At 67.7% G+C, this 10,827-nt stretch carries 14 protein-coding genes; 1 reads left to right on the forward strand and 13 read right to left on the reverse strand.

The features are described 5' to 3' along the window. Positions 1-52 precede the first annotated feature (52 nt). Positions 53-379 (reverse strand): hypothetical protein, encoded by a 327-nt coding sequence (locus tag ACWCPY_RS35505; protein WP_451272075.1) that lies wholly within the window; start codon positions 377-379, stop codon positions 53-55. Between the two features lie 80 nt (positions 380-459). Further along, the gene (locus tag ACWCPY_RS35510; protein ID WP_451272077.1) at positions 460-1,080 is read right to left on the reverse strand and encodes a hypothetical protein; all 621 of its coding nucleotides are present in this window, start codon (positions 1,078-1,080) and stop codon (positions 460-462) included. Between the two features lie 94 nt (positions 1,081-1,174). On the opposite strand from ACWCPY_RS35510, the gene ACWCPY_RS35515 reads away from it, so the two are divergent. After that, positions 1,175-2,008 (forward strand): hypothetical protein, encoded by an 834-nt coding sequence (locus tag ACWCPY_RS35515; protein ID WP_451272079.1) that lies wholly within the window; start codon positions 1,175-1,177, stop codon positions 2,006-2,008. 572 nt (positions 2,009-2,580) lie between these two features. Here the strand turns inward: ACWCPY_RS35515 and ACWCPY_RS35520 are convergent. The 11 genes from ACWCPY_RS35520 to ACWCPY_RS35570 form a co-directional block, all read right to left on the reverse strand. Next, positions 2,581-3,090 carry a hypothetical protein gene (locus tag ACWCPY_RS35520; protein WP_451272081.1) on the reverse strand — a complete coding sequence of 170 codons (510 nt, stop codon included), beginning with the start codon at positions 3,088-3,090 and terminating at the stop codon, positions 2,581-2,583. A gap of 342 nt (positions 3,091-3,432) precedes the next feature. After that, entirely contained in the window at positions 3,433-3,840 is a 408-nt protein-coding gene (locus ACWCPY_RS35525; RefSeq protein WP_451272083.1) for a hypothetical protein, read from the reverse strand. Between the two features lie 58 nt (positions 3,841-3,898). After that, the gene (locus tag ACWCPY_RS35530; RefSeq protein WP_451272085.1) at positions 3,899-4,036 is read right to left on the reverse strand and encodes a zinc finger domain-containing protein; all 138 of its coding nucleotides are present in this window, start codon (positions 4,034-4,036) and stop codon (positions 3,899-3,901) included. Then, the gene (locus ACWCPY_RS35535) at positions 4,033-4,320 is read right to left on the reverse strand and encodes a hypothetical protein (protein WP_451272087.1); all 288 of its coding nucleotides are present in this window, start codon (positions 4,318-4,320) and stop codon (positions 4,033-4,035) included. Before ACWCPY_RS35535 ends, ACWCPY_RS35530 begins: the two co-directional genes overlap by 4 nt. 117 nt (positions 4,321-4,437) lie before the next feature. Beyond that, positions 4,438-5,267, reverse strand: a protein-coding gene (locus ACWCPY_RS35540) for an IS5 family transposase (protein ID WP_451272101.1) whose coding sequence is annotated in 2 segments (ribosomal slippage) — positions 4,438-4,931 and positions 4,931-5,267 — 831 coding nt in all. Because the reading frame shifts where the segments join, the coding sequence is not laid out codon by codon here. Between the two features lie 44 nt (positions 5,268-5,311). Then, positions 5,312-5,668 carry a hypothetical protein gene (locus tag ACWCPY_RS35545; RefSeq protein ID WP_451272089.1) on the reverse strand — a complete coding sequence of 119 codons (357 nt, stop codon included), beginning with the start codon at positions 5,666-5,668 and terminating at the stop codon, positions 5,312-5,314. Beyond that, a complete protein-coding gene (locus tag ACWCPY_RS35550; RefSeq protein WP_451272091.1) occupies positions 5,665-6,414 on the reverse strand; it encodes a hypothetical protein in 750 nt (249 codons plus the stop codon). Before ACWCPY_RS35550 ends, ACWCPY_RS35545 begins: the two co-directional genes overlap by 4 nt. Positions 6,415-6,753: 339 nt before the next feature. Then, positions 6,754-7,449: a hypothetical protein gene (locus ACWCPY_RS35555; protein ID WP_451272093.1), complete on the reverse strand. Its 696-nt coding sequence runs from the start codon at positions 7,447-7,449 to the stop codon at positions 6,754-6,756. A gap of 244 nt (positions 7,450-7,693) precedes the next feature. Next, positions 7,694-8,698, reverse strand: a complete 1,005-nt coding sequence (locus ACWCPY_RS35560) for a DUF932 domain-containing protein (protein WP_451272095.1) — start codon at positions 8,696-8,698, stop codon at positions 7,694-7,696. Positions 8,699-8,860: 162 nt separating this feature from the next. Then, a complete protein-coding gene (locus ACWCPY_RS35565) occupies positions 8,861-9,349 on the reverse strand; it encodes a hypothetical protein (RefSeq protein ID WP_451272097.1) in 489 nt (162 codons plus the stop codon). A 79-nt stretch (positions 9,350-9,428) separates the two neighbouring features. Further along, positions 9,429-9,776 (reverse strand): hypothetical protein, encoded by a 348-nt coding sequence (locus ACWCPY_RS35570; RefSeq protein ID WP_451272099.1) that lies wholly within the window; start codon positions 9,774-9,776, stop codon positions 9,429-9,431. Positions 9,777-10,827 lie beyond the last annotated feature (1,051 nt).

The raw sequence follows: 10,827 nt of genomic DNA on the forward strand, positions 1-10,827 counted from the left end.
TCGGGGGGTGGCCGGGCGCCGGGACGCTCGGTACCCGCTGGGTGCGCTTGGGTCAGCCGAGCGGGTAGAGCACCAGGGCGGCGCGGGCGCCTTCCGGGATCGCCCCGAACAGGTCGCGCAGTTCGGCATCGGCGGCGAGTTCGCTCTCCAGCGGATATACCTCGCCGGCCAGGCCGTGAACGGGGTAGTAGCGGCCGCGCGCGTACGAGCCGAACGGCGAGTAGAGGTTGCCCTCGGCGTCGCGGGAGAGTACGACCAGGGTGTCGCCGGGGAGGCGGGCCCAGTTGCTTCCGATGAGATGGCGCAGTGTGTCCAGGGTGAGCAGCTGGATTCCTTGGTCGTCCGGCAGCGTGGGCTCAGCAGGGCTGGGGGTGGGCATGGCGGCCTCCGCGCGGAGTTTGATCGGGTGCGGGTGACGGCCGGGCGCCCTCGGGCGCCCGGCCGGAAGAACCAGAAGGGTCAGGCGGCGGATTCGCTGCTGGCGGCATCACCCCGGTGCGGCGCGAGTGCCTGCTCCTCGACCTCGGACAATCGGTAACTCCCCTTATCGTCCTGGCCGAGCTTCTCCAGGAGCAACAGGTAGGCGGCCTGCTGGGGAGTGAGGCTCTCCCACAGGAAGCAGACATCCATGCGGGCGTCGTTCCAGCCCTTCGGATCCCGCATGTCCCGCTCGAAAGCGGCGGCGACGTGTGCGAACAGGACATGTGCTGTCCGGGCCTTGGTCAGCGTGACCAGCTCCGACAGCCGCACCGGTTCGAACTGTGACTCGGGCAGCTTCGCCCCCAGGAAGCGCGCCACGTCCTCGGCCTCCCGTCGCTGTGCCCACTTGCCGTAGAAGCGGGGCAGGTCCAGCAGCGTTTCGACCGTGAACCGCCAGGCCTCCTCGGGCAGAGTCTTGCTGCCGCGCACCAGCCGGGTGACGAACTCCTGGCGAGGGCCCGAAGCGGCCTTCCACGCCCGGTTGCACGCGGTGACGCGGGCCCGCTCGGCGGCCTTCTTCTCGTCCTCGGCCGTCTTCTGGGGCTTCGGCCTCGGGCGCGTCTTGTGTCCGTGGGGGCCAGGGTCGGCGCAGAACCACACCGGCTGGTGCTCCTCGTCGAGCCGGGCACTGTGGCCGGGGCAATCCTTGTGGTTGCCCTCGGTGAGCGGGTTGCCCAGCGTGGTCGTCAGGTCCGTGAGCGGCTGGGCGGAGATCCCTCTCCCCGTATGCCACCTGCGCGGGCAGCAGAGGGATCTCCGCCTTTTCCAGCGCGGCGATCGCCCCCTTGCGGGCGGTGCGATCGGCCTGCTCGGCCTTGAGCAGCGCAAGCTCCTGGTCCCAGTGGCCGCGCCCGCCGACGTCCTCCGCCTCGTCGCGGGCCCGCGCCCGCAGGAGGCGGTCCTGCGCGCCGGGAACGTCCTCGACTTCGGCGAGCTGGGCGATCTGTTCCAGGTCCATGCCCCCGGCCGATGCGCGGCGCAGGGCGGCGTCGTCGAGCTGCTGCGCGCGGCCGAGCCGCTTGCCGGTGCCGCGCTTGAGCCCCAGGGCTCGGGCGGCTGCCTTCTGCTCGACCTCGTCCATCCCGATCAGGGAGAGTTCGGCGGCCTTCAGGGTGTCCTTGGGCGACATGCCCTGGCGCTGGTGGTTCTCGATCAGGGACAGGAACCGTGTCCATGCGTCCCGGCCGACGAGGTCAGTGCGGACGAACGCTTTGATCTGCCGCCTTTCGTGCCCTTCGGCCCCGGCGGTGGCGTTGGCGATCTGCGCGGCCTGGGTGCGCCGCCAGCCCTTGAATGCGCCGTAGGTGCCGTCCGGCAGGGGGCGGACGCTGACCGGGTCCTGGACACCGACGGCCTTGACCGAGTTGATCAGGTCGGCGTCGGGTTCGGTGTCGTGCTCGCGGGCGTTGCAGTCGTCGCGGACGATGCTTTCCGGGTCGATCAGGATGGCGGTCGAGGTCTCCTCGTCGGTGCTGACGGGGGCGGTCCTGGCTGTCGTGGCCATGTCTGGCCTCCTTGTGCGTGTTGACGGACTTTCAGCGGTGTCGGGAGGGCGCCACCCTCTCGACATGTTCCATAATACGTGACCCGTGGGTTGGGGCAACCGAATTTCTCAGACCACACCGCAGGTCGGGACAGGCTTCGACGCCGCGCAGCATGCACGGAACAGGCATACACGCTGCGCGTTCCCCCTTGGAGGCGGGGGATGGATGCCACCTGCCCGGTACAGGACACACCTGCGGTCCTCGTTGAACAAGGGCGTGGGTGGGGTAGGGCAGGCGTACCGGGGCATGGGAACCTCCTTGGTCGCACGGGGCAGAGGTGCGTTCCAAGGGATGCTGACGGTCATCCGTCGGTGCGGGTGATGGCGTCGCCGCCGGCCGCGGGCGCCAGCCTTTCCGGTGCTGTCTACACTGGGGATGCTTTCCGTGGCCCTCGGGCCGGTGTTGGGGAAGCGTCGGGCCGGTGGATGCCGTCACCCCTCGGGGGTGTCCCACCGGCCCTCTGTCGTGTCCGGGGCCGGGCCTGCCCGGTCCCGGACACGTGAGCGGTGGTCGGCTTCGGTGGCCCCGCCTCGATGGCGGGGCCGCACAGCGGGGGCTACTTCCGCGCGTCGCGCACGGCGGTGAACCGGGCGGATTCCACCTCGTCCCGGAACCGCTCCTCTGCGGAGTCGGCAAGCACGGTCGCGGTCTCGCCGTAGTGCGCGGCCGCCATGAGGATCTCAGTGACCGTGCCGACCACGGCACTGCGCGCGCGTGTGTCCGCCGCCGTGTGCACCTTCACCGGGCGGGCGGTCGATGCGGTTTGGTAGTCCCGGTACTGCTCCGCCCACCCGGCGGGCAGCTTCTCGACGGCCAGCAGGGCGCTGTCCAGGACGGTGTCAGGGGTGTACCAGCCGTCGGCGTGGTGCAGGACATCCACGAGTGCGTCACGGAGCGCCACCGTGCCCTCGTACAGGGGGTCGGCGTCGGTCGTGTGCACCTCGTTGGCGTAGTGGAGCCCCCGCAGAACGCGGTCCTCGATGCTTCGGTGGGTGGGGGCCTCGCAGAGGTGGATGCGCACGATGGCCGCGCCGCGTGCCGCTCGGTGAGCGTGAGTGTCGTTCATGTCGCTTCCTTCCGGGGGGTGTTGGGGGCACCGGGGTGGGGTGCCGTTCCCCACCTTGATGACATGTTCCATAATACGTGACCCGTGGGTTGGGGCAACCGAATTTCTCAGACCACACCGCAGGTCGGGACAGGCTTCGACGCCGCGCAGCATGCACGGAACAGGCATACACGCTGCGCGTTCCCCCTTGGAGGCGGGGGATGGGCGCCACCTGCTCGGTACAGGACACGCCGCAGTCGACACACCTGCGATCCTCGGCCAGCGCGGGCCGTGCGGGGCGATGGGGCCTGGGCATGGGAAACCTCCTTGGGCATCAAGCGGCGGTGGTGGGGGCGGCGGGGCTTACGGGTACCAGTGGCCGGCGTTGTTGCGGCGACGGATGTACATCTCGGCGTGTGTTCTCCAGGTGAGGTCGCTTTTGGGCAGTGGGTAGCGGACGACGGCCCCGCCCCGCTCGGTCGCGATGACTTCGCCGGGGTCCGTGCAGGTGACCTGCTGGACACTGATGTGGTCACCCACGCGAAGGCCGAGGAAGTCGGGTACGGAGGTCGTGGCGATGTTCTGCCACCACCAGGCCCACGCCTTCGGGTTGCCGCGCGGTGCTTCTGGCATCGGCTCGTATAGGTCCCCGGGCCGGTAGTCGTACACGTATCGGTCGTCGAGCGCGTACTTGGTGAGGCTGAGAGTGGGGCTATAGAGGTGCCCTCGATCAAAGGCGGCCGGAACGCTGGACTGGGGCAGTACGGACATGGGGATTCTCCAAGAGGCGTAGGCCTGTGGTACAGGTGATGGGCATGGGGCGGTCGGCTTAGTGCTCGGCGTCGGCGTGGTAGTCGTCGGCGGTGTATCCCGTGTCGCACCAGGAGAGGCAGAGCTGCCCGGGGGCGGCTCCGCACGTCTCGCACTCCTCGTCGAAGTCCTCGGGGCGGAACGGCTGCCGGATCATGCGGCGTCCTTGATCCGGTCGGCCACCATGCGGGCGGACAGGACCGGAGTGGTCATCAACAGCTCTCCGCAGCTGGCCCGCCAGATCTGCGAGGAATCCGACCCGGAGATCTGAAAGTTGGTCGCCGGGCTGACCCGCCACGTACGGCCGCGCAGGTCGGTGACGGTGTAGGTGAGGAACTGCGGGTCAACCGGTCCGTTGTCGCTCCAGGTGAGCCCGGCGGCCGTGAGGGCGCTGCCGAGCTGGGCGCGGCGCTCGGGGGTGGCGTGTGCGAACGATGCCATGCGATATCCCTTTCGTCATGTTCCATAACACCTCAATCTTCGAGTGGGGCAACCGCTTTTCCTGAAGCTGCCCCACCCCACCGGTTACCGACGCACCCTAGGTTCTGTCGTCAAATGTCAGGCCCACATCAGGAGCGATGCGAGAGCGACTGCTGCTTGGTAGGACTCGGCGGTCTTGTCGTAGCGGGTGGCGATGCCGCGCCATTGCTTCAAGCGGTTGAAGCAGCGTTCGACGACGTTGCGCTTTTTGTAGAGCTGCTTGTCAAAGGCCGGCGGGCGCCCGCCGCGGCTTCCTCGCCGGAGCCGGTTTCGGATCTGGTCGGCCCGTTCCGGGATGGTGTGTCCGACACCTCGCTGTCTGAGCCAGGCGCGGATGGCTTTGGAGCTGTAGCCCTTGTCGCCCAGGACGTGGTCGGGCCGAATCCGTGGCCGTCCCGGTCCGGGGCGGGGCACCCGTATCGCGTCCATCACGGCAGTGAACTGGGTGCAGTCGTTGGCGTTCCCACCAGTGACAGTGAAGGCGAGCGGACGTCCCAGGGCGTCGCAGGCCAGGTGGATCTTGCTGGTCAGACCGCCCCGGGAGCGTCCGAGCGCGGGGCTGCGAAGCCCCCTTTTCGGGCTCCGGCGGCGTGCTGGTGGGCCCGGACGGCCGTGGAGTCGACCGACACGAGCCAGTCGATGTCCCCGGCCGCGTCCGCCTTGGCCTGGGCGGCCTGGAGCATCCGCTCGAAAGTGCCGTCCAGGGCCCACCGGCGAAATCGGGTGTGCAGCGTGGCCCACGGGCCGTACCGCCCAGGCACGTCCCGCCAGGCCACCCCGGTGCGGAACTTCCACACGATGCCGTTGAGAACGGTGCGGTCGTCCAACCGCTTCCGACCCCGCAGCGACGCGGGCAGCAGCGGCCGGACGAACTCCCACTCGGCGTCCGACAGTTCATGACGACGTATCACCCGACCATGATCCACCAGGCGAGATCATTTGAAGACACCGCCTAGAGGCGCATAAAAACGTTCCTCCTGGACGGAAGTGCGGAAAGTGCCTGGTGGTCGCGATAGTCGGACACCTTCACGTAACCGCCCGGCATCGTGTCCAGACGCAGTTGGTCAGGTCCCCAGTTCTCGATCAGGCTCGCGGAGAGACTCTCGATGTCGTCCGCCTCAACCAGGTTGGCCCAACCGGTCAGGCCGTCGCCGAACAGCCGCCGCCACCCCAGGAGGATGGGGAGCAGCTGCCCGAAGTCGTCGACCAGGGCGAGCGCGCGGGCCTCGCGCGGACCAGGACACTCGGCGAAAGCAGGAACGTCGGGGCGAGTGCGCTCACCCAAGGTCATCAGCCAGCGCACGATCACACCTTCTCCTTGGTTCCGGGGTACACCTGGGTTCCCTTGCGGCGGCCGCGGCCGCGCCGCTGCTGGGCGCGCAGAGATGCGATCTCGGCCCAAGTCCTGTCCGCACGTGCCCTCTCTTCAGCGGCGCGCTCGGAGTAGTAAGGGGCCTCCCACGCCAGAACGCGGATGTGGCGGGCCAACGACCCCTCCCCGTCGGCCAGCAACAACAGCAGTACAGGGTGCGGGTGGACCGTGAACCAGCGCAACGCAGCCCACCAGGCGGCCACAGCGGCCTTCCCCGCCCGGCGGGCGGCCTGCGACTCTGCAGCGAAGCGGACGGCATCGGTGTCCGCCTGCGCAGCGGCCCAGCTGAGGAACCGCAGCAGCCCAGGTGTCTTGCGCAGCCTGGACGCATCCAGGATCAGGGGCAGGTCATCGCGCTGGGCTACGTTCTGGGCGCACGCGCTCAGAACGGCGGTGAGCGTTGAGGCAGTCTTCGGTGACGGTTCGTTGCCGGCGGCGGTCGACAGCGGATTCACGGATACCTCGGGGCGCCCGTCGTCCCCGTGGGGGTAGCGGGTCAGGCTGCCGTGATATCCGCAACGGCTGTTGGCGAGCCGCGGCAGGGCATCGTCGGGGGCGGTGGTCTGGAAGGCGTCGACCGGACCGAGACAAGCACGGACGGCGGTGAACTGGTCCCAGTAGTACGGATGGTTGGTCCCAGTGACGTGCACGCTGCCGCGCATGGCCCCGTTCAGCTCGAACACGACTGAGTCCGTGCTCCGGGGGCCGGCGGTGGCGCGCACAGCACCGGAAGGCGTATCGATCACGAGGACATCGGTTGCCGCGTACGCGCGGCGGCGGACAGCTGTATCACCGGGACACGTCAGAGCGCGATGATTGGGGCGGTCGGGCTGGTTGCAGTGCGGGGTGGACATGGCGAACCTCCAAGATCGAAGAGTGAGGGCACCGGCTCAGCGCGCGACGGGACGGCGCCCCCCCCCGCAGCGCACCGGGCCGGTCAGAGAACAGGGCGAATTCGGGCCTGCTGGCCCAAGCGGCACGCTTCCGGCAGGACTCCGCCGAAGCGACCGCATAGGTGGTGCTCAGGTGCGTGCGGCCTGCCAGGCTCGCTCGTTCCATTCGCGGGTGAGGTCGTCTGCGTATGCGACCTCGCGCGCGGATTCGCTGTCCAGGGCAGCCACGACCAGCACCTTGCCCCGCATTTTGTCGGCGAGGCGTCGGGCAGCGGCGGCCTGATCCTGGCGCTCGGCCTCGTCCTCCGGCACGCGCTGTACCAGGGAGATACGGCCGTCACTGGCGAACATCACGATGTAGCGGTGGAAGTCCTCGATCCGTGACGGGCGGGCTGGGCCGGCCATGGTGTCGGCCAGCGTGGCGCGGGCCTCGGCGAGCAGCTTCGCCACTTCCTCGGTTGCCTTCACCCCACCGGTGCGCCGGTGATACGGGTTGCGGCTGTAGTAGAGGCGGGCCTGGTCGCGAGCGGGGGCGAACTCCAGCGGGGCGTAGATGCTGATCAACCGGCGGGCGTATTCGTCGTGCTGATCCCGCTTGGCCTGGGCAGCGAGCGCGAGGTTGGTCACCTTGCCCTGCTTCCAGCCCAACGCGGCAGCGGCGCACGACGTGCCGTAATAGACGACGTCCTCAGCGGTACCGTCCTCGTTCCCGTCAACGTCAAGCGGCATCATCGCGACCGTGCGCTTGAGTCCGCGACGGCCACAGCAGCCGCACTCGCTGAAGTCATCGACGATGCCCTTAATCTTCCACTTCGCAATGGACATGAACGGCCTTTCGTGGGGCGGTGGGCGGGGGCGCAGCGGGGCAGTCCGCCGGCATGGCCCTGGCGCGAGGAGTGGCAGGTATGTACTGCGCGCGGTCTGCTCCGCAGACGCGACGCGCTGCCGCTCCGCGGCAGGGTCCGGCGGGGAGCGCTCCGCGCTCGGGGGCATGTCGGCCGCTGCTGGCCGGTGGGACCGGGCGGGCACCCGCAGGGGATGTACGGATGCCCGTCCGGCGGTCAGGGGGTCAGACCGTGGTGAGGGCGAATGCCTTCTCCATCAGTCCGCTCGCGGTGCCGTTGATGACTCGCTCGGCGCGGGCGCTCATCTTGTCGGCGGCGGTCAGACCGTGGGCCGGAGCGCGGTGGTTGGCGTACTCAGTGAGCGCGTTGTACCCAGCCCACCGGGTGCCACGAATACCGGCCTGCGTGTCAGCGACAGCGAACAGATTCGAGATGGCTCCCCAACGCTGCCGATGGTTGGTCTTCTTGCGCTCGCTGTCGTTGTCCTGGACCGGCCACAGTTGGTCGACGACGGCCCGAAGCTCGTTGAGCGTCATCTCCTCCTGAACCATCCGCTCTGCGGCCTTCTCGAACTCCTCGGCGTAGCGGAACGTGAGCCCCAGCGCGCTGCGGGCCTGTGCGATCCGGGCTTTGGCCCCGGCGGTGTGCCGCACAACATAGGACGAACGCGCACCCGTGAGCGCCGCGCGCAAGGTGTTGGCGCACACGACCCGGACCGGTGTCACGACGACGCGGAACGCTGAGCTTCCGTCATGGGAGTTGAACGCGGCGATGTAGAGCCCGATCTTGTCATCTCCGCCGACCGTGAGCGTCTCGGGCATCTTCATCGTGAGGAACACCTGCTTGCCGTTCCGGAGTGACCCGGCGGTCTCGAAGTGCGCTCCGGACTCGTCGGCAAGGAGGTTGAGAAACTCGGCGTGCTCCTCGTTCTGTACCGGGTGGTAGTCGCTGCCGACCACGCCGAGCGTCTCGGTCCGGCCGGTCTTCGGGTGCGTTCGGGCGGTCGCGAAGTGCTGCGGGATCTCCACGGGAGTGGTTCCCCCGGTCGTGATCTCGGTAGCAGTCAGGGGCAGCAGACGCACGTTCCAGCCGGAGAGGGAAGCAAGGCGCATCGCCTCCTCGGCGGTCATCGCGCCATCGGTCACGATGCCCAGGCGGTGCCATGCGCTCGTGTTGGCCGAGGCGAAAGCGGCGGTGCCATCGGCGAACTTCTCGATCTGGTGAGCCATGTGAAGGCTTCCTTTCTGGTGACGAACTTTTGGCGAGTCGGGAGGGAGCCACCCTGCCGACATGTTCCATAATGCCTATCTTGCGGGAATGGGGCAACCGAATAAACCGGGCCACCCCACCCCCCGAGCCGGGGGCTGTCGCACTCCGGCCAGCCGACCGCCCTAGAACTGCCGAGGCAGCGCCGTGATGCTTTCCGCGCGGACCCAATGCAACCTATGGCGGAATCGACCGTGCGCGTACTCGCTGAGGCGGTAGAGAACCGCCTCCCTCCCCTGGGCGTTGAGTTCGCGGTCAATCCGCGTCACCCAGTAGCGCCCGTGACAGCTCTCCTGGCTGCCGTGATAGCTCACCAGCTGACCCAGCTTGGCGCCGGGCTCCTCTGTCACCAAGTCGGCCAGGCCTGCCAGGGCAACACCGAACTTGTGCGGGGGAAAGGGCACGTCGGCCAGTGCGGGCCCGGTGTGACCGGTCCGAACACCCGCGATCCATCCCACGTCGAAAAGAGGGCGGGCGAGCTCGCGCACGGTGCGCGAGAACTTGGCGTTCGGGGCGAGTTGCTCCAAGGCCGACCGGAAAGCGGCCTCCATCTGCTCTCGTTCGGCGTCGCTTGCCGGGGCGGAACGAGAGGGCTCGATACGTGTCGTGTCCACTGCGGTCTTCCTCTCCTGCGGTCGGGGCAAGGCTGGGGACGTCCGGGGGTCCGCACTACCGGACCCCCGGAAGAAGGAACTACTTCAGCCCTCGCGTCCGCAGGAATTCGCTGATGCGGAACGCGACAACCCGCGCGGAAAGGGACGCTCCCTTGATCGAGCCGAGAATGCGCGGACCGGTTTCGCTGTCATGAATGACATGGAATTCGAAACCGGTCTCCACGGGGAGCATTACCCGAACGGGACCGGCGTTGGTCTCGAACCGGACGGACGTGGTCTTCTCGTCCTGGTCGTGCACGATCGTGGCCTCGCGGAGCAACTCCGGACGCGGCAGGTAGTTTGCGATGCTCCGGGCCCGCAAAGCCTGCGGAGCGTTGATCGCGTCCCTGCTGCGGGTGACCTTGCCTTCGCTGATGACGATCTCCACGGTGACACCTCTCTGTTGACGAACCTTCGGCGATGTCAGAAGGGCCCCCCTTCCGACATGTTCCATAATACAGCAGGTGGGATCTGTTGCACCCCGCCACGCGCAAAGTCCTGCACCATCTCCTGCACCATCTCTTGACCCCACCGGGTGACCGTCTCCAGAAAACCCCAGGTCAAGCACGCTATTTCCATGGTCGGGGAGCGCGACATCCCCTCTGCTGCTGCTCCCCCGGCCCGAATTAGGAAAGGTGGGGGGGCGGGCGTGGGGCGGCGCGGCATCCTCGGGGATCGACGCCGGATCTTCTGGGTTGCGCGTCGGCGGGGCCTCCGCGCTCGGGTGTTGGCGGGCCCGGTTCGTGTGCGGCCTCACTCTCTCCCCCGGGTCCGTGCTGCGCCACAACAGGGGGACCATGCCTTCCGGTTGTCCGGGCTCTGAATTCTCTTTGCTCTGTATCAGTCACTGTGGCGTGGTCACTGCTTTTCGGTCTGCTCTTCTCTGGCTGTGCTGAATTCTGTGTGCGGCTGATTTGTGGTCAGCTCTGTTAGGGCTGGGCCTGTGATCTGGCTTATTTCGTGGGGGGCGTGTTTTCACAGTCTCTACCCTGCATCACGGAGTGATGCAGCAAGTTTGTCCAATGCGGCCTTACTGTTGGGTAGTTTGGTCGTACAGGGTCAGGAGGGGTCAAGTGATGGCATGTCAGAAACTCTCGCCCCTCACTCCATAGATTCACTGATGGATTGTGAGACATCCCACCGTCACCACCCTTTGCAGCCAGCCATCTTGAACCTTCACGACAAGAAAACCGAAACACGCCTAAAACCAGCTCAACTAAAACCCAGGATTGCGCATGAATTCCGGAGGAATTCATAAACCATTCCGGAGGAATGGTTTAAACCCCGGAGGGGTTTATCGTCTTTACGACCCGTAGGGTCGTGCGTCGTTCCTCCGGAGGAGGACGCGCGCTGGAGTTCAGGCGTGAGCTCCTGCGGCCGGGGGAGCGGTGGTGGCGGTGTCGTGCGCGCGGTGGGGGCCGGTACGAGGGCGGGGGCGG

The organism is Streptomyces sp. NPDC002403 (genome assembly GCF_053593015.1).

Bases quoted from the DNA above. Each gene is read 5' to 3' on its own strand.
- ACWCPY_RS35560 (WP_451272095.1), bottom strand. From the start codon at position 8,698: ATGGCTCACCAGATCGAGAAGTTCGCCGATGGCACCGCCGCTTTCGCC.
- ACWCPY_RS35525 (WP_451272083.1), bottom strand. From the start codon at position 3,840: ATGTCCGTACTGCCCCAGTCCAGCGTTCCGGCCGCCTTTGATCGAGGG.
- ACWCPY_RS35530 (WP_451272085.1), bottom strand. From the start codon at position 4,036: ATGATCCGGCAGCCGTTCCGCCCCGAGGACTTCGACGAGGAGTGCGAG.
- ACWCPY_RS35505 (WP_451272075.1), bottom strand. From the start codon at position 379: ATGCCCACCCCCAGCCCTGCTGAGCCCACGCTGCCGGACGACCAAGGA.
- ACWCPY_RS35535 (WP_451272087.1), bottom strand. From the start codon at position 4,320: ATGGCATCGTTCGCACACGCCACCCCCGAGCGCCGCGCCCAGCTCGGC.
- ACWCPY_RS35520 (WP_451272081.1), bottom strand. From the start codon at position 3,090: ATGAACGACACTCACGCTCACCGAGCGGCACGCGGCGCGGCCATCGTG.
- ACWCPY_RS35555 (WP_451272093.1), bottom strand. From the start codon at position 7,449: ATGTCCATTGCGAAGTGGAAGATTAAGGGCATCGTCGATGACTTCAGC.